17 protein-coding genes are annotated in these 18,450 nt (G+C 43.4%); 10 read left to right on the top strand and 7 right to left on the bottom strand.

The window, feature by feature from the left end; genetic code table 11:
- The first annotated feature begins 109 nt into the window (after positions 1 to 109).
- The 3 genes from MHN81_RS25075 to MHN81_RS25065 all read left to right on the top strand — a co-directional run bounded on the left by MHN81_RS25075 (position 110) and on the right by MHN81_RS25065 (position 3,546).
- Positions 110 to 1,348 (top strand): hypothetical protein, encoded by a 1,239-nt coding sequence (locus MHN81_RS25075; protein WP_023400262.1) that lies wholly within the window; start codon positions 110 to 112, stop codon positions 1,346 to 1,348.
- 359 nt (positions 1,349 to 1,707) lie between these two features.
- Positions 1,708 to 2,949: a carbohydrate porin gene (locus MHN81_RS25070; protein WP_239427060.1), complete on the top strand. Its 1,242-nt coding sequence runs from the start codon at positions 1,708 to 1,710 to the stop codon at positions 2,947 to 2,949.
- A 207-nt stretch (positions 2,950 to 3,156) separates the two neighbouring features.
- The gene (locus MHN81_RS25065; protein ID WP_023400264.1) at positions 3,157 to 3,546 is read left to right on the top strand and encodes a YbaN family protein; all 390 of its coding nucleotides are present in this window, start codon (positions 3,157 to 3,159) and stop codon (positions 3,544 to 3,546) included.
- 42 nt (positions 3,547 to 3,588) lie between these two features.
- On the opposite strand, the gene MHN81_RS25060 is transcribed toward MHN81_RS25065, so the two are convergent.
- Positions 3,589 to 5,829: a TonB-dependent receptor gene (locus MHN81_RS25060; RefSeq protein ID WP_239427059.1), complete on the bottom strand. Its 2,241-nt coding sequence runs from the start codon at positions 5,827 to 5,829 to the stop codon at positions 3,589 to 3,591.
- A 216-nt stretch (positions 5,830 to 6,045) separates the two neighbouring features.
- Between MHN81_RS25060 and MHN81_RS25055 the strand changes: the two genes are divergently transcribed.
- The 3 genes from MHN81_RS25055 to MHN81_RS25045 all read left to right on the top strand — a co-directional run bounded on the left by MHN81_RS25055 (position 6,046) and on the right by MHN81_RS25045 (position 7,655).
- Positions 6,046 to 6,486 (top strand): DUF4920 domain-containing protein, encoded by a 441-nt coding sequence (locus tag MHN81_RS25055; protein WP_239427058.1) that lies wholly within the window; start codon positions 6,046 to 6,048, stop codon positions 6,484 to 6,486.
- 8 nt (positions 6,487 to 6,494) lie between these two features.
- A complete protein-coding gene (locus MHN81_RS25050; RefSeq protein WP_023400267.1) occupies positions 6,495 to 7,049 on the top strand; it encodes a PepSY-associated TM helix domain-containing protein in 555 nt (184 codons plus the stop codon).
- Positions 7,050 to 7,193: 144 nt separating this feature from the next.
- Positions 7,194 to 7,655, top strand: coding sequence for a DUF1842 domain-containing protein (locus tag MHN81_RS25045; RefSeq protein ID WP_023400268.1), 462 nt, complete (start codon positions 7,194 to 7,196; stop codon positions 7,653 to 7,655).
- Here MHN81_RS25045 and MHN81_RS25040 read toward each other — a convergent pair.
- The 5 genes from MHN81_RS25040 to MHN81_RS25020 all read right to left on the bottom strand — a co-directional run bounded on the left by MHN81_RS25040 (position 7,645) and on the right by MHN81_RS25020 (position 12,616).
- Positions 7,645 to 8,064, bottom strand: coding sequence for a carboxymuconolactone decarboxylase family protein (locus MHN81_RS25040; RefSeq protein WP_239427057.1), 420 nt, complete (start codon positions 8,062 to 8,064; stop codon positions 7,645 to 7,647). The genes MHN81_RS25045 and MHN81_RS25040 overlap by 11 nt on opposite strands.
- A gap of 106 nt (positions 8,065 to 8,170) precedes the next feature.
- The gene (lspA, locus tag MHN81_RS25035) at positions 8,171 to 8,662 is read right to left on the bottom strand and encodes a signal peptidase II (protein WP_239427056.1); all 492 of its coding nucleotides are present in this window, start codon (positions 8,660 to 8,662) and stop codon (positions 8,171 to 8,173) included.
- A gap of 86 nt (positions 8,663 to 8,748) precedes the next feature.
- A complete protein-coding gene (locus MHN81_RS25030; RefSeq protein WP_239427055.1) occupies positions 8,749 to 10,443 on the bottom strand; it encodes a methyl-accepting chemotaxis protein in 1,695 nt (564 codons plus the stop codon).
- 39 nt (positions 10,444 to 10,482) lie between these two features.
- A complete protein-coding gene (locus tag MHN81_RS25025) occupies positions 10,483 to 10,899 on the bottom strand; it encodes a BLUF domain-containing protein (protein WP_239427054.1) in 417 nt (138 codons plus the stop codon).
- A gap of 73 nt (positions 10,900 to 10,972) precedes the next feature.
- Complete coding sequence (locus tag MHN81_RS25020; RefSeq protein WP_239427053.1) at positions 10,973 to 12,616, bottom strand: methyl-accepting chemotaxis protein; 1,644 nt, start codon at positions 12,614 to 12,616, stop codon at positions 10,973 to 10,975.
- Positions 12,617 to 12,838: 222 nt separating this feature from the next.
- Here MHN81_RS25020 and MHN81_RS25015 point away from each other — a divergent pair, with 222 nt between their 5' ends.
- Both MHN81_RS25015 and MHN81_RS25010 read left to right on the top strand, forming a co-directional pair.
- Complete coding sequence (locus MHN81_RS25015; protein WP_239427052.1) at positions 12,839 to 14,953, top strand: TonB-dependent receptor; 2,115 nt, start codon at positions 12,839 to 12,841, stop codon at positions 14,951 to 14,953.
- Positions 14,943 to 15,458, top strand: coding sequence for a thioredoxin family protein (locus tag MHN81_RS25010; protein WP_239427051.1), 516 nt, complete (start codon positions 14,943 to 14,945; stop codon positions 15,456 to 15,458). The genes MHN81_RS25015 and MHN81_RS25010 overlap by 11 nt, the downstream gene beginning before the upstream one ends.
- Here the strand turns inward: MHN81_RS25010 and MHN81_RS25005 are convergent.
- On the bottom strand, positions 15,455 to 15,625 hold the full coding sequence (locus tag MHN81_RS25005; RefSeq protein WP_023400276.1) for a hypothetical protein: 171 nt from the start codon (positions 15,623 to 15,625) through the stop codon (positions 15,455 to 15,457). The two genes, MHN81_RS25010 and MHN81_RS25005, sit on opposite strands and share 4 nt — an antisense overlap.
- A gap of 463 nt (positions 15,626 to 16,088) precedes the next feature.
- Here MHN81_RS25005 and MHN81_RS25000 point away from each other — a divergent pair, with 463 nt between their 5' ends.
- Together MHN81_RS25000 and MHN81_RS24995 are read left to right on the top strand one after the other, a co-directional pair.
- Positions 16,089 to 17,621 (top strand): PAS domain-containing hybrid sensor histidine kinase/response regulator, encoded by a 1,533-nt coding sequence (locus tag MHN81_RS25000; RefSeq protein ID WP_239427050.1) that lies wholly within the window; start codon positions 16,089 to 16,091, stop codon positions 17,619 to 17,621.
- A gap of 12 nt (positions 17,622 to 17,633) precedes the next feature.
- On the top strand, positions 17,634 to 18,401 hold the full coding sequence (locus MHN81_RS24995; protein ID WP_239427049.1) for a transporter substrate-binding domain-containing protein: 768 nt from the start codon (positions 17,634 to 17,636) through the stop codon (positions 18,399 to 18,401).
- Positions 18,402 to 18,450 lie beyond the last annotated feature (49 nt).

Here is an 18,450-nt window from a genome sequence, read left to right as displayed (position 1 = left end):
ACAAAAAGATTAAAAAATTCCTGTCACGTTGCACACCAAGGCAATGGACAGCATCAAATACTCAACTACGCTTTATGTCAGATACGCCTGCTTTTAAGGATATACCCCAATGTCGCTCACAAATTGTAAACGCCTCGCAGCTAGCTGCCTTTTGCTGCTGACGCCAGCACTGGCTGCAGCGTCAGACGCTGAACTTGCCGAGCTCAAACAGCAACTACTAAAATTGCAAAAGAAAATTGAGAAACTGGAAGCACAACAAAAGCGTAAAACCAAAGAGAAAAAGCCAGCTTCCACTATCAAGGTCGGTGGTGCCGTGAGGACCACTCTCAGCCACACCTCATATGATGACGACAATAAAAATCGCGGTGGCGATTTCGAACTCGATGTATTTCGTCTGAACTTTTCCGGCAATATAGGTGGCTTTGGACTTAATGCAGAGTGGCGATATTTTGATTACATGACAGCGGTGAAGTACGCCTATTTATATTATGACTTTGCAAAAGATTGGCAGGCCCAAGTGGGCATGACCAAAGTGCCATTTGGGAATTGGCCATATAATTCACATAGCTGGTTTTTTGGTACCACTTATTATGTCGGCTTAGAAGACGATCACGACATGGGCATACTCTTCAAGCGTAAGCTGGCCGATAATTGGCAGCTGGATGTAGGCTTTTTCAAAAACGATGAGCTCGGTGGCGTTGATGGCTATGTTGAGTCGCGAAGCGATCGTTACTCCTATGATATCGTGGGTGCAAGAGGCGCAAGTGAAGGGATCTACGATGATCCAACTCAGCCGCTGGGCGAGTACAATACGTTTTCAGGTAGATATGGCTACCATTTTAAACACAAAGGCGGCACAACGGAGTTAGGTGTCTCAGGCCTCATGGGCGATTTGCACAACGGAATTGAAAAAGCAGGAGAATATCAAGCATGGGCGCTGCACCTAAATGCCAACATTGGTAAATGGAATCTGCAAATGCAACATGGTGAATATGAGTACGATATCGCAGGTATCAACCGCATTGCCGTGGGTGCTTATGCGTTTTATGACTCTATTGCTGCCGAGGCAACCATGTCTAACTTTAATGTCGCATATAACATGAAAGTAAAGATTGGCCCGATCAATGCGCTGCAGTTTTACAATGATTTCGGCATCATCTACGACAAATCAGATAATAGCAGCGACACTTGGATGAATGTCACGGGAGTGTCCATGTCCGCAGGGGCATTTTTTTCTTATCTAGATTTTGTTAATGCCAAGAACCAGCCCTTTGTCGGCGGTTCTATTGCTGGGGACAGTGACGACACAGAGCGTCGCTTTAATCTCAATTTTGGATACTACTTCTAGACAGTCGTTTGTCGCGTGGCCAAATATCTCGATTTGGCCAAAAAAGTAATAAAAACTGATTTTTTTAAAAGTACAAAACACGTCTAGCGAAATATTGATGATTCGTTTACAAAGAACACAGCAACACATTGATAGAAATAAATAAATTTGTGAACAAAGTAACACCTAGAACGTTCTAAATAGACCGTAAAGGTAACAAAATTTAAGCAATAACCTGACAACCCCCAATCCTTTTTACCACTGCGATACAATCCGATTACAAACCATGAAAATTTGCAATTTCCGCCAATTTGCACACATAAATATTGTGGGTTAGTCTTGCGCCTTTGTTAATTCTCACCCTCTGGATAGTCTAATCAATGTCAAGAAGTACTAGACAAGTAATCGCCTTAGGTGGCGCGCTATTAGTGACCACGCCTCATGCATTTTCGGCCAATAGTGAACTGTCAGCCTTGAAACAACAGCTCGCACAATTAGAGCAAAAAATACAACAATTAGAAAATAATCAAGCAGCTGAAGAGGAAGCTAAAGACAATTCAGAGTCCGGTATCAAAGTTGGCGGTGCTATCCGTGTCAACTACTCAACAAACTCCTATGACGAGGATACTAAAAACCGCGGTGGAGATTTAGACTTTGATGTATTTCGCTTTAACGTGTCTGGTGAGATTGCCAACATCGGTGTCAATGCGGAGATTCGCTTCTTTGACTATATGAGTGTTGTTAAATATGCCTACCTTGATTACGACATCACTCCTCAGTGGCAAACACAGCTCGGCTTAACACAAGTGCCATTTGGTAATGACCCTTACAACTCTCACAGTTTTTTTATGAGTCCAAATTATTATTTGGGCCTGGAAGACGACTATGACATGGGTCTCGTGATGCGAAGAAAAGTCGCCGATAATTGGCAACTAGACTTAGGCTTTTTCAAAAATGATGAGCTGGGAGGGATTGACGGCTATGTGGAAGACCGCAAAGACAGATACTCTATCGATATTGTCGGTATTCGCGCCGATGATGAAGGTATCTATGACGCTCCAGCCTCTAAATTAGCTGAACAAAACACCTTTGTCGCGCGCTACGCATACCATCTAGAGCACCGAACAGGCTCAACAGCAATCGGGGTATCTGCTTTATCTGGTGGCTTACATGATGGCAATTATAGTGCTGGTGATTATCAAGCGTGGGCTGTGCACCTGAACAGCAACCTTGGCAATTGGAACCTGCAATTGCAACATGGCCAATACGACTATCAACTCGATGCAACGCAGCGTATTGCGATAGCAGCTAATGCAACCTATGACACCATGCCAACCGAAGCAACCTCGAGCAGTGTAAATATAGCCTACAACTTATCAGTTAACTATGGCCCTATCACACACCTTCAGCTATATAACGATTTTGGTGCCATCTACAACAAGTCGGATGAATCAAATAATTCATGGATGAATGTGACTGGGGTCGCTGTCACCGCAGGCCCTATCTTCTCGTACGTTGACTTGGTTCACGCTAAAAACCAACCTTTTGTAGGCGGTACACTTTCAGGACAAAGTGACGACGTAGAAAGACGCTTTAATATCAACATAGGTTACTACTTCTAAGATATCTTCAAAGGCCATGAAAACAAACGCTATTTTTATGGCCTTTCAAAAGAATATTCTCTTTTAATTAGGATAATTAACTACGTTTTTCGTCTATAATGGAGAGACGTCTGCTGTTAAAATACTGCATAACCACTTCGGTATTTAGGCAATCAGGCCGAATATTGTTTTAAATCGGCGCATACAACCAAGGAGAAACAGCTATTTATGAAGAAGCTTTTTAACCGCTGTTTCTGGTTGCACGCAGCAGGCATCATTTTTGTAGGATTGGGATTTATTGGCATGGCCTTGCCCGTGATGCCTACTACCATCTTTTTTATCCTAGCACTTGCCTGCTTTTCACGCTCATCACCAAAATTCGAAAACTGGCTGCTAACACATCCCAAATTTGGTCCTTCCCTTGTCGCATGGCGAGAATATCAAGTAGTCCCTCCCAAGGGGAAATGGGGAGCAGGTATCGGTATGCTGATAGGCTATATTGCACTGTGTTTTAGTACCGCTCCTTGGTATGTGTTGATAATAGTGGCTGTCATTGAAATACTGGCTTTGACCTACATTCTCACACGTCCCTCACAGCCACCCGTTACCAGCAATTAAACTCTCCGAGTCGATCCGCCTACAAATATCAGCAGATTTCAATTAGAAGGTATAGTTCAAAGTCAACTTGTAGTTTCGTCCTAATTCACTCGGGTCATTCGCTTCCCCCGCTGGTGCTCTTAAATAGCGCTCATCTGTCACATTATCGATACCTGCACGGACAACCAGATCAGAGAAATAACCTGTGCCTTGGAACTTTGCAGTCAAGTTATACACTTGGTAAGAGTCCGTGCCATAACCGCGTTCAAGATATGCTTCAGTTAAACGCTGCTGAGCCCGATAAGCCAGCATTTGTGCACCAAGCTCTAAAGAATCGAACAAAGCATACTGGATGCTTAAATTGAGTTTGTCCGCAGGTGCTTCTGAATAGGGTTGTTTGTCAGTCTCTATCGTGCCTAAAAAGAAGTTTGGAACACCATACGCATCCATATTAATTGTTGAATATCCCAGGTAGGTACGCAGCGCTCCCAGCTCATAATGAAGTTCTACTTCCCACCCACGACTCACTAATTTGCCAATGTTTTTTGCACTATAATCACGGTGCGTCGCCACAGGAATACCATTTGCTGGCTTAGGGCCTGGTGACCCTTGCTGTTTTTCCCCCTGCGCATCGACGTAATACATAAAGGGGACATTGTCGATAAAATTCGTGATATTGTTATCAAAGTGAAGTACTTTCAGTTCAAACTTATCACCCCAATTAAGGTCATCTAAGAAGATACCAAAGCCGCCCTCTAAATTTTCCGATTCTTCTGGTTTTAAGTCGGGTTGAGGCTCGTTGTAGCAGAATTTGCCACCGATATGGCAGCGCCACTCACGCTTTTTATACAGCTCTTGTACCGATGGCGCGCGAAATGCTTCGGCATATTTCACATAGATGTTGAAATAATCGGTTAGCTTTAATGTCACACCGAGTTCATTGGAAAGTTCATCATCGTCATGATCATCATATTGGGTGTACACGTCACTGCTGCGTTTATACCCATCATACCGTATGCCCGCCGTGATCAATATGGAGTCGTCAACCAATGACACTTGATCTATCACTGACAGAGAAATATTTTGAGCATCACTGTCACCGTATTCAGATGTTTGAATTTGCTCAGCATCGAATTCTGTTTGGCTAAACTTTTCAAAATCATAATTCAACTCGACGGCCACCTGATGGTCAAAAGCATCGGTTAAGTCAAATAGGTTAGCCAGTCTTGCACCATAGCGTTTAGTGCTGCCAAATTCACTGCCCGAAAAGTCGATTTGCTGTCCGCGACGCGTGATATAGCCCATTGTTTTTTCTTCGTAGTCTTTATCTGAGTACACCAATTGAGCATCAAAATCTACATAGCGACTGTCAGGCTGATATACATATGTTGAAGCGACTTCTAAGTAGTCATTATTGAAATCTTTTGACAACATTGGGTATCTAAGACCTAAACTGGCATCTAAGTTATAAGGTTGATCATCAGAGCGGGTTTTAGACCAGTCAATTTTACTTTGCACACTATGTGCTTCACCAATAAACCACGTATTTTTTAAAGCAATATTTTGTCGCTCAGAATCGTTTTTAATGGTGTCCAATTTGGCGGCGTCGGCAATCTCTTGCTCATCACTGCCCAGATTTTCACTGCCCACCACATCGATATCGGAATAGCGCACAGTACTGACGTGCAATACGGTATCCATATTATTTGACAGTGCGAAAAGAGAGCCTGTGATCTGATTACTGTCACCATTTGTTTGATGAGTAATACTAACGTGGGAACCCACCCCTTTTGCACCATCTAAGTAGTCACTGGCATCCTTGGTCGTCAATCGAATACTACCACCAATTGCCCCTGACCCCACTGTGAGCGAATCAGCACCACGTAAAACTTGCACTTGCTTTAGCTGACTTGGGTCAACACCTAAGCTATTGATCGACGCCAAGTTACGGCCACCATCCGATTCTATTTTTCTCTTTACGTTGTCAACTGATATGTGGATCCGCTCTCCATAAAGGCCTCGGATACTGGGTTGCGCAGCTAATGGTGCCGCACTACCTGTTAACTCAACGCTGGGGATCTCACGTAATATTTGGGTCAGTTCAGCTTGTTGACGACGCGCTATAGCCTCACTGTCCATTGCAGTCACAGAGCCAGCTGCGTCTTTATTTAATACTGACAATTTATGCCCGTGAATTTCAATCACATCATCAATGTTATTGGGTTTTGAGGAGTTGGCAAACGTCTGTGTCGAAACTGCCGCGCTAAGTAAACTAAATGGCAGCACTGAGAGTGTAAATTTCATGTCCTTATATACCTCCAAATGATAATAATTATAAATCGCATTTGAAATGCGCAGCTAGAATAATTAAACTAATCACTGAAAGCAATAACCAAATAACTAAAAGTTATAATAAAACCAATACCAATTACCTAGTAAGTTAGTTTGAGCACTGTTCCAATATGTTGCTCTTTGTCGTAACTTATTGTTCCATATATACACTTAGATTAAGGAAAAGATATGAAAGCGGGTACAACTCTGGCCATGATGGTCTGTGCATTAATGTTTAGCCAATTGGCTATCGGTAAAACTTATAACGGTGGTGCGGACAAAAGTAAATTGGTGACCATTTCTCAGCTACTGAACGATGCGCAAAGGTATACAACTCAAACTGCTACGATCCAAGGTACTATCACGAGAGTCTGCAAAAAACGTGGTTGCTGGATGCAACTTGCCAGCGATCAAAAGTTTCAATCTTTAAGAGTGAAAGTGCGCGATGGAGACATGGTTTTTCCAATGACAGCGCAAGGAAAAACAGCCTACGCTACCGGTACATTGAGAATAAAGCCACTGACCCTTGAACAAACCAACCAAAAGCGCACTGCACAAAACCTAAGCCCAGTTGATACTCCAGAGGTAATGCACCTTTTCATTCCTACAGCTGTGACCATTGAGGACTAACCTGCATAATGTCATGGTTCAAACTCAATCGCAGCTTGCACAGAGATATTGGCTATTTTTGTATTGGCATGACCCTCGTATTTGCAATCTCAGGAATAGCACTCAATCATATCCATCAGTTCAATTCCAACTATCAAGTTTCGCGCACAACTCACTCTGTGCAACTAAAAAATTCAGAGTTAGAGAGTCAGTCTTTTGAATCCCGACTACTGCAAAAATTGGCATTGGACGACACCATCAAAGCCCGTTTCTGGCAAGATCAGACGACGTATAAGTTGTTTTTACAGGAGTCTACTCTATACCTTTACCCGAACCAAAATAAGGTGATCGTGGAGCAAGTCAAGCCGCGTCTTTTACTTCGGCAACTAAACGCATTACACCTCAATGAGGCGCGTGCCGCTTGGATGTGGTTTTCAGATTTTTATGCAATCTTGCTCATTTACTTAGCATTGTCGTCTTTATTTATGATCAAAGGTAAACGCGGAGTGCTAGGACCTCGGGGATGGTTAGTGATTGCCGGGTTTGCCGCACCCGCTGCATTTATCTATGTTTACGCTCTATAAGTTTGTAAATACACACTTACATAAATAATACTGTAATTAGCTGTAATGGCATAAACCCACTGCCCAATCTAGAGTAACAATAATTGAATAGACTGCAGCAATATGTGCAGCAGTCTAGATAGTAAACTCAGTTAAGGGGCTGGCATGCTGTCAACATCTTGCGGTATTAACGGACTTTTTCTAGCCAATTATATACTTGGTAATGATACGGCTAAGCCAATTTGCCAAATCTCTCTGCTTGTTTACGTAGGAGATAAAACCATTTCTGGGCGCGCTAAAGTACACCTTACACAAAGTGATTATACCGACCTCATGTTTCACCTTAATGGTGAATTTCACTATCAGCAGTCGTCAGGTTCACAGTGTATCGCTATCACTTTACTTGGCCAGCAACCCCAGGTATGTACACCACGTCAAGGCGTATCATGTCACTATATCAAACTGGATATGCTGCTGAATGACAACTGGCGAACTGGCCAAGCTAGTTTTAGCTATAAAGATCTCAGCAGCAACACTTGGTGCCATTTAAATCCGCTCAAAATTAAACAGGTTTATAACAACAACATTTCTGATCTAGCCCAGTTGTCATTGCAGGTTAAAGATTAAGGCCTATCGCGATACGATTCCAATTGTTAATTTGCAATGTTAAGCCAATAATCGCCAACTGCTGTGATTCACTCAATAGTTGTTGAAAGCATTTATCAAGCTCACAGGAGGACGCCGAAGTCACTCTGTTTGCCAACAACAACGCAGCTTGGTCAAACGCCTCTAGGGACGATAAATCAGAATTCGATAACGCTACTTTGTATCGTTCATACAACTTCGAAGGTGCACTTTTTTTGAGTGCTTCGTCATGCATCTCTTGGCAAAATTGACACCCATTGATGTTCGATACATAGAGTCGAATTAGGTGAACCGTAGCTTCAGGAAGAGACTGCTCGGCAGGCTCTCCCAGCTGGGCTAACGCGGTGTGAATAAATGGATAGTTAGAATATAGTTGTGTACGTGAAATCATCGCTTACTCCTTATTTTTTCGACAACAAGAGCTTACGATGAAACAACAAAGAAAAAATTGGACATTTACGACAGTGCAAAACAGATGACTGCGATGCCGTCAAGTATCACTTTAGCTGCGCAGATTGAAAGGGGGTACACAATATAATCATCATCGCCCCAATCAAAATAACAACATCAGCGATGTTAAAAATTCCCGTACGGATAGAGCCAATCCCTAAATTGATAAAATCAATCACCGCACCGTGATTAAAAATACGGTCAAGCAAGTTACCAATACCACCAGCAAAAATTAAAGACAAAGAAGTTAATTGCAACTTGGACAGATCTCGGCTTTTAACCATATAACTCAGTAATGCCAATAAAAATAGACCGACTACACCAATAAATAGCACCATTCGCTGCTCAGGAGAGAAACCAGCGCCTACCGACAAAAAGACACCTAGGTTTTCGGTGTAACCAATGCGCACCATATCGCCTAAGTAACTGGTCATTTGCCAAGCTACAAGGTTGTCACTGGCCCACCACTTTGAGCCTTGATCTAGTAGTAAGCAAACGATGCATACCAATGCAATATGGCCCGCTTTGCTGTCATTCATTGTTCAAATTCCTACATTGCTTTTTTTCACTATAAAAAGCGCTTGGTGAATATAAAATGACAAATCGATAAATTTTCCTGCCTAGTCTAGTCGGTGACAAAGCGATTAAAATTGGTATGCAAGTCAATAATACGCTTGGCTATATTGTGATTCGCGTCGGCGGTTTCACTTGCCCCCTGCGCGGTTTCCTTTGCCAATTCATTGATATTGTTTATATTTTTATCAATATCAACTGCCACCATCGATTGCTGCTCAGTCGCTGTTGCAATTTGAGTATTTAAATCGTTGATTTGCTCTATTGCATCTGAAGCTGAGTCCAACATTTGCTGTGTCTGCTCACTTTTTTGATAGCAGTTATGCGCGCTCGTTTTGCCTTTTTCCATACTGCTCACGACTTTATTAGCCTCTGTTTTGAGTCGTTCAAGTAAATCTTGAATATCGGCTGTTGACGACTGAGTGCGTGTTGCCAAGGTCCGAACTTCATCCGCAACGACCGCAAAGCCACGCCCCGTTTCACCCGCCCTGGCAGCTTCAATCGCCGCGTTAAGTGCCAATAAGTTGGTTTGCTCTGAAATACTTTGTATCGCTTCTAATACCGAGCTTATGTTGTTGGTCTCTTCGACTAATTCACCGATGTCATCGGAAGCTAAATTAAGCTCAGTCACTAGATTCTCAATAATTTGATTGGTCTGAGTGGCAATACTCTTACCGGCATTCACTTTTTCACGCACTTGTGCTGTTGCTTCAGCGGCGTGGGCCGTGCTTTTTGACATGTCTTGGGTGGTGGTGGTCATCTCGTATACAGCCGCGGCAACCATCTCTGTTTGCTGCTTTTGCTCCGTGACACTTTGCTCAGTTTGACGCATCACATTCATTGCCAGTTCCGATGAGCTACCCAAACTTTTCACCACTTCATTGGTACTTTGAATGGTTTCCCTTAGACCTGAGACAAATTTGTTAAACTCTTTGGCCATAACGCCAGTCTCATCTTTTGCTGAGTCATCCAACATCACGGTCAGATCGCCGTCACCGCTGGAAATTGACTTTAACCTTACAATCAATGCCGCTAACGGCTGTGTGATAGAGCGACCTATCAGCAGTGCGGAGGCTATGGCCACAACAATGGCAAATACAGCTGCAACAGAAATCAATTTAATGGCCAAAATTTCATCGTGCTCCGCTTGTAGCGTCGCTTTTTGAGTGAACTCCTGAACATCTGCCAACACGGCTATCAATTCATCTTTTAACTGATCTTCTTCTGCCTCGATCTGCTTCACCAAAGGCATAAGTTCAATCAAAGGCTGCTGTGTTAGCTGTTGCATTAACGCAGTTATATCTCTGCTAGCTTGCGCATAATGCTTGTTTATGACATCAAGCTCCTGTTGTACCTGCTGAAATTTCTTGGCCGCTTCTTGTGAGTGCGCCAAAGTAATTGCTTTGGTGGCAAAAGCCCGTGTATCTTTGATTTCTTTATCGACCTTTTCCACTGAATCAGACAATTTTAATGACAATTGCTGAACTTTTGTGTCATACCCTGGGTGATTGGCATCAGCCAAAGATTTATATAACAACATGCGCTCTAATAAAATGGCCTGCTCTAATTGATGTTCCGTTATCTGCGTAAGGAAGTTATTTAAGGGGATGTCTTCCTCCGCTATATCAATTAGCTCATAGCCAATTTTAGCCATTTGCACTAAAGCTATTCCACTCACCAACAACAACATCGCAAGCTGAATAGCACTCATGAAATATATTCTATGTGCAATTTTTAGTTGATTCATAATCAACACCTTTTAGTTTGTTAAGCAATATCAGCCTCATCAACACTGTTTAAAATAGTGGAGTAACTGAATAGAAAACTCGGGGTTATGCTGTAAATAACCGTAACTGTCTTGTTGATTCAAAAACTCTGACATACCTTCGTGTTTATCAATGTCACAACTTTCAACACACCTGAAACCCATTTGCCACTGCGCAAACAGACGTTGTTCAACATACTGCTCATGTAACTTGTTCACTCTTTCATGGCGTGGGTCTCGGCAAATGCACGCATATAGTGCACTCACAGACGCGGCCTCCCCCTCCAACAATTGGACAAAGGTGCCTTTGCCGTCATACAGCAGCAACCCAGTAATACCATTGGCTGCATTGCGTTGACGAAACTGTGACATCATCTTCAACAGCTCCTGTTCAGTAAATCGCTTTTTCGCCTTGCTGATGTAGACAAGTTGAAACATGTTACCTGACTCTCCAAACCGAATAAGACTCGCAAGCGCAACCGCCTTTTTGCACTCATAAACTCAAATATGACTAACGCACTTTAAAAAAGCCGATGGCACTGCGCATACCTGCCGATAACGCATCCAGTTTTTGTGTTGCATCTCGATTGGTTTCAGTCACTTCAATGGCGTTATCAGACATCGCCGCGATAGAATTCATCGCCTCTGATACTTCAGAGATTGCGCCCACTTGCTCGGTACTTGCTTGTACGACTTCTCGAACTCGCTGCAATGAATCACTGGCTTGGGCATCAATACTTTGCAACAACTCAGTAGCTTGCTGGATCAAGGCTTTACCATTTTCGACTTGAGGCTGGGTCTGCTCCATGGCTTCAACAGAAGCTGATGTTTCTTTTTGGATTTCCCCTATCATGGCCTCTATTTGTGCCGTTGCTTCCCCGGTGCGTTTGGCAAGCTGTCTGACTTCATCCGCCACCACAGCAAAACCGCGCCCTGATTCTCCGGCACGCGCAGCTTCAATGGCAGCATTGAGTGCCAATAAGTTGGTTTGTTCTGAAATACCACTGATCACATTGGCGATACCACCAATTTGTTCTGTATTGGCCTCTAGTTTTTTAATTTGTGCAACCGTGCCATTGACGGTTTCGGCAATCTTCACAATCTCTGCTGCACTCGCTGCTATCGCATCACGACCTTTGTCTGCAAACTCAACGGTCGACTCCGAGTTTTCTTCCGTTTTTGTAGTCAACTCACTGACATGATCGATACTGCTACGTAAATTCTCCAGCCTTACAACAGTCTGCTGCGTCAATGACGCTTGCTGCTGCGCCGCAGCATAAATATTGTCAGAGCCCGTAGAAACCACCTTGGCTTGCTCTGCTAAGTCAGCCGATCCACCTACAATCTTTGATACGATTTCCGTTAGTTGCAGTTTCATATCAAACAATTTAGACAGCATACTGTTGGGGTAATCCGTCGACATGCTCTGAGTAAGGTCACCTTGCGAAATCGCAGAAAGCGCCTTTTCAGCCTGACGCACCTCTCCTCCGAGTGCTTCACGAATACTTTTGGCAATCATTAAGCCAATAAACACACTCACCGCGATTGCCAGTAAAGTAGCGCCAACCATAAACTGGCCAAAGCCCCCGGCCACTGCACGCGCTTCTGGCGTTGCAATTTGATTGGCCTCTTCTTGATAGTCAATAAACTCATTAATGCGTGCTAGCCAGGTTATAAAAGCGGGGCGCGCTTGCTGTAAAACCACCTCATCGACATTGTCACCCGCACGTTTGTCAGCAATAATTTGCGCAACCAAGGGGCGCGTCGTGACTTTGATATCTGCGATGCTTTTCAATATTCGCCGCTCATTATCGTTAAATGGCACACCCTGAGATTTCATCTGTGCCATGTTGTTTTCCGCTTCGACGTAAAAGCGTTCTAGTTCTGCGATTTCTCGTTCGAACTGGCTTAATTCAGCATCGGAGTTAGTAATAGCCACATCGCGAATGGCAATCGCCGTATCGTGCACGCTGCCTCTAAAATTAATTGCATAACGTTGCTTTACCGAATTGACATCGGTCATTTGTGCCAAGGTATCATCAATAAAGTTGACATCCTTAATACCTATCCCAGTCAATATGATCATCAAACATAAAATTGCGCCATATCCAACTGAAAGTCGCTGTCGTATCGTCAGCCCCGCTAAAAAGTTCATTCATTCACCTTTTCGTCACATCCGCTTAGTAAATTTAGGGCTTAAATTGTGCCAACGCCAATTTAAGTCCAGTAAAAAATACGGATTTTTCTGTTTTTATGCTTATCTAGACCTACAAAAGAACATTCTAATCACAACAATAAAATAAATTATTGCTTGCAGTCTAAAGTGATAAAAGCTTAATATAAATGATAATCATTATCATGCATAAAATAACAACACGTGAATTATCTGTATCCTTCTCTCTTGGCGACCACCCTGCTAAGCAGTCCTGCTGCATTGGCAAAATCAACTGATCAAAATGCTCTTGAGCACATTGAAGTACAGGGCGTACAAGCACGCCTTCAATCACGCGGTATACTGAAAGACAGCATCGCGAAAACAGAACTGATTGATGCTGAGCAATTAAAAAATATGCAGGCTTCGAATTTAACGGAAGCAATAGATAAAGCGCTCGGGATACGAGTATCAAACGAGTGCTCAATGTGTGGCGCAAAGCGCGTTATGATCAACGGTATGAAAGGCGAGCACACCAATGTTCTTGTCGATGGTGTTCCCATGCATACCATGCTGTCTGGTTTTTACGGTATGGACAGTGTTGCTACGGCGGGGATTGGCACCATTGAAATCGCGCGAGGCGCAGGTGCATCGCTCACCGCGCCTGAAGCAATAGGCGGTACAGTCAATTTAGTCTCGCAAAAACCCAGTAAAAATGCGGCTGAGCTGGAAATGGCAACAGGTAATCAGGGATACAGAAAAGTTTCCATGGTTGCAATGGGCATCAGTGAAGATGAACACAGTGCCATCAGTGCCATTGCTCAACAGAACACTCGCGATCAATTTGATGGAGACAACAATGGCGTCAGCGAATCACCGTTACTCGACAACCAATCTATAGCCATTACCCTAAGTCATGACCTGTCTTTAGATACTTCTGTCAAAATCCGCTATGGGCGCAGTATCTCCGAAGTCTTTGGCGGCCCTGTACTAGGCGATACCACCAGCTCAATTGCAGAAACACTTGCCAGTGTAACTCGCGGCGAAGCGGCAAACTTATTCTCTGATAACACTGTGGATGGACGATATACTGGCCACCCTTGGGAAACCGCAGAGTGGGTCGATACGCAAAGAGAGGAGTGGCTGTTTTCCATTTTACACAGCATCAATGATCAGCTGACGCTGGATATCAGCTATGCCAACGTTGAACACATCCAAGATTCTTTTTATGAAAGCATCGACTATTGGGCCAAAGATGATATGCAGTTTTTCGCGGCAAAATTATACTATGCCATAAACGATCAGCACCTTATCACCGTAGGTATGGATAACCGCGATGAGCAAATGCGCAGCCACAGTGCCGCGCTCGCAGATAACCCACTGTATATGTCTGATAGTTTCGATTACACCGTGTCTGGTTTGTACATCCAAGAGACATACACTCCCTCCATTGATTTTGAGCTAGCGCTGGCAGTTAGATTTGATCGCATCACCGCGGATTTTATCGCTAACCAAACCAGCGATGACGAAATAGATGAAACGCTGGTTTCACCGCGTATCGATATGCGCTGGTTTCATCACGAAAATTGGATTTCTCGCTTGTCTATAGGCCAAGGCTATCGCGCCCCTTTGTCTTTCTTTGAAAGTGATCATGGAATTTTAGATGCCGAAAAAGGATACCTCGTGGATGTACACGAGGTTGAACGCTCAACTGGCTACAACTATTCACTCAACCACAGCGCAGATAAGATCAACGCAACTCTGTCTGTGGCATATACCCAAGTAGATAACTTGGCATCACTCTCCCACAATGAGGCGGGCACACCTGTGCTTGGACAGCTGACGGAACAAGCAGATGTGTGGGCTTGGGATCTCGCTGTGAGCTATCAGTTACTGGAGCAACTGCAACTGGGCGCCAGTATTGAAAACTATCGCTACAATGACGCCTTTAAGTCGTCTTTTGGCATTGCGCCAACAGAAAAGCGCGCCAGCATGAATCTTGAATTTGCACAGGCAAATTGGACTGTGAACGCAAACTACCTTTTTGTACCGAGTCGCAATTTGAGTGACTATGGGTATGAAGGGTTTAATGATACACAAGCGCAACACGCTAAAAAAACTGACGTATCAAGTTACGGCATATTGGATTTTAAAGTCAGCTATGCACTTTCTGAGGATATTAAACTCTATGTAGGTATGAACAATGCGCTTGATTACAACCAAGCAGCCGACGAAGAGTCACCGCTTTTGTTTGATAGCGAAGGGGGTTATGACGTCACCTTTATCTACGCTCCGATGCGAGGTCGGCTTGCGTATTTAGGGTTTGATTATGACTTTTAAACACCTTTGTGTGTTGGTGATATTGCTGTTGGCACCAATGGGCGCCATGGCATCAAGCCCTTTCTATCAGCTTAAACTCACCCCGATAACACCGAACGCACCTTCAACGCTGGCAGTATATCGCGGTCAAGTTTTAGCTCTCTTACTGGTGCAACCTCAGTGTAGCTGGTGTAAAAAGCAGCATAAGTTAATCGCTCGTATGATTGAGCAACAACCAAAACACTGTCAGAAATTCGCAGCCATGATGATGGCAACTGGCGGTGACAAACATTCATTGAAAAGAGAAATGAAGCGCTACCAGAGCCCGTTTGCCATAACCACTTTTCCAAGTAGGTTATCTCAGTCTCTGACGGTGAAAAGTACACCCCAATTATTTATTTTGGATAGCGAAGGTACGCTCGTGACCTATCATATTGGCTTTATGCCTGAAACCGCTTTGCGAAAAACCATAAATGGCTTGTTGGATACAACACAGTGCCAACAAAGCAAGGATTTGCTGGGTTAGTTCGCGCTACCCAGCCAGTTTAGAAAGCCTTTTGCATCGGCAGAATTGGCAAAATCAATATAGCTTAAGCCATCTTGATGTTTAACAGCCATGCGGCATTTATTCATAGAAATTGAATGGACCGGCAACGTGATCGCTACCTGCTGTCCTTGGTATAAGTAAGACATAATAAAACGCTCATTTTTAACTTTAATATCTCATTGCAGGGTATTGCTGCACGGATATTTATTTACATGATGCCTTATTAAGGTCTGCTGAATCGTTGCCCCACTTGGTGGCGGCATTTATAACCATGGCATTGCATGATTGCACAATTGATAATTTCAAAACAGACGCAGTAAGGCGCTAACTTTAAAACTATGACTGACTGGATCAAGGTAAGACATATTACTGCTTATTTTTGTGAGTTTCATAAGCAAGTTGGTCAGCATACTTTAATAAAGCCCACTGTACAAGAGAAAAATGATATTTATATGGCAGTTTTACGCAAATTTCCTTGTAATCAGCCAACATGCAATATATTGAGGTGAGGCCCGGTCTCACTGTATATTAAACATGCAATAGTCACGCAGCCAAATTATGTTGTGACTATACTAGTACTAGCAACTAGTCTAACTTTGGAGGGGCCTTGTGCACAGACTAGAAAAGGAACTGTACGCAAAGCTACAAAAACACCCAGAAATTTTCGATTTTGTGGCTGGATCAGCTCTTGATGGCTTTTGGTATTGGGATCTTGAAAACCCGGTAGAAGAATGGATGAGCCCAAAACTCTGGCAAACCTTAGGATATGACCCAAACACCAAAAAACATGAAGTATCTGAATGGCAAAATATCATCAACCAAGACGACCTCAAGTTAGCACTTGAAAACTTCGAAAAGCACAAAGCCGACCCCAGCTACCCCTACGACCAAATCGTTCGTTATACACATGCAACAGGAAAAACAATTTGGATCCGTTGTCGTGGCCTTATCATACGAGATGACAACAATCACCCAATTAGAATGATCGGGGCGCATATTGATATCACAGAAATTAAAGAAAGCGAGCGCCGTGCAATAGAAGCACTTGAAGCCAGAGAGCGTTTTTTTGCTCGTATGTCTCACGAGATCCGCACTCCGCTATTTGGCATTTTAGGTATCGCAGGCACCCTTAAAAGTGCAGTTAACAACGAAAAAATAGCACAAGATATTAGCACCATATTAAGCTGTGGTGAGCAACTACAATCCTTGCTCAATGACATTTTAACACTGGCAAAACTAGATGCTGAAAAGCTCTCAACAAGCATAGAAAAAGTCGCTTTAGGTAACGTATTTAGTCATATCCATGAGTTATACGATGCAGCGGCCAAAGAGAAAAACCTAACACTGGAAATCGATACCAACAACGCCCAACATGTCTTTGTAAAAACAGACAAAGTACGTCTAACACAGGTTTTGAGCAACTTGGTCAGCAACGCAATCAAATACACCAAGTCAGGGTCAGTGACGTTAAGTGCTACGCTAAAAGCACATACTTGCACTATTTCCGTCATTGATACCGGAGTCGGCATCAAAGACGTCGACACCATTTTTCAAGCATACAAGCAAGAAGTTAACTCTTATGAAGACATGGTAAGTGGCAGTGGATTAGGGCTTGAAGTCGTCGCGCAACTGTGTGAACTATTAAACTATCAACTGAAATTTGAGTCTCAGCTAGGAGTAGGCACGCAAGTACATATCACCATGCCAGCTGATAAAATGCAGCCACAACAGGAACCTGCCCCCACTCTGTCAGTGTTTAATATGCCCACTATTGAACGGGTGCTCGTGGTTGATGACAACGCTCTAAACTTGGTCATTACCAACAAAATGCTTGCTGCATTCTGCACTACAATTGAACAAGCTTCCGATGGCTATGAAGCGCTTCAAGTAATTAATAAATCTGAACAATTCGACTTGATTTTGCTCGATATTAATATGCCAAAAATGAATGGTTACGAAGTACTCGCCTTACTAAATACCATGTCGCTCACAGAGTCAACTCGGATCATCATGTTGTCCGCTGATGCGTACGAAGCCACTCAGCAAAAGTGCCTTGAATTAGGCGCTGATGGGTATTTAACCAAACCGTTTACACAACAAGACTTAATGGCAGCACTCACTGCAACCAACCCAAACACATAGCGTATTCAACTTATGATGAAAATAAAGCGACAAACACGCCCTTTGATCCTCGCTATTTTAGTCTATTTTGCAGGCTGCCATACAAGCTATGCGCAAACATTGACGATCACCATAGGTGAGTACCCGCCTTATTCAGGGGTTCAACTTGTCGAACAAGGGCTCGTGCCGCAAATCATTCGCAAAGCGTTTGCGCAGCAGGGGATCAAAGTGAAGTTTGTATTTATGCCGTGGGCGCGCAGTTTCAAAGAGTCAGAGAAAGTGCGCTATGATGCATCTGCATATTGGTTCTGTACCACTGAAAGACAGCGCGACTATCTGTGCAGCACAGCTCTATATGAAGAAACAGCGGTCTTTTTTTATAATAAAAACAATCCAATACCGCCATGGCAAAGGCTAGAAGAGTTAGATAAATATCGCATTGGTGCTACCCGAGGCTACAGCTATACACAAGAATTTTGGCAGCTTGCCAGTACTGGACTACTCAATATCAGCATCATGACACGCGATGAGCAAAACCTGTCCATGCTGATAAAAGGCCGAATTGACTTGTTTCCAATGGGCCTGCTCCCAGCCAATTATTTGTTGGAGCAAGAATATCCCAATGATAAACACGTACTCAGTTATCACTCCACCCCGCTAATGACTGGAACGCTACATCTGCTATTTCCCAGAACTAAACCAACCTCTGAAAAGCTCCTGAAGATCTTTAACGATGGCATGCAAAAAATAATACACAGCGGCGAATATCAAACGATATTGAATAGCACAAAAACTAAATGACAGAACCGCTTAAGTAATTAAATCTCCATAACTTAACCCCTAAACAGCA

Source organism: Pseudoalteromonas sp. Of7M-16 (assembly GCF_022347805.1).
GTDB classification, from domain to species: domain Bacteria; phylum Pseudomonadota; class Gammaproteobacteria; order Enterobacterales; family Alteromonadaceae; genus Pseudoalteromonas; species Pseudoalteromonas luteoviolacea_F.
The sequence above is the reverse complement of the archived record's forward strand: the minus strand, read 5'-3'. Positions and strand labels throughout refer to the sequence as shown.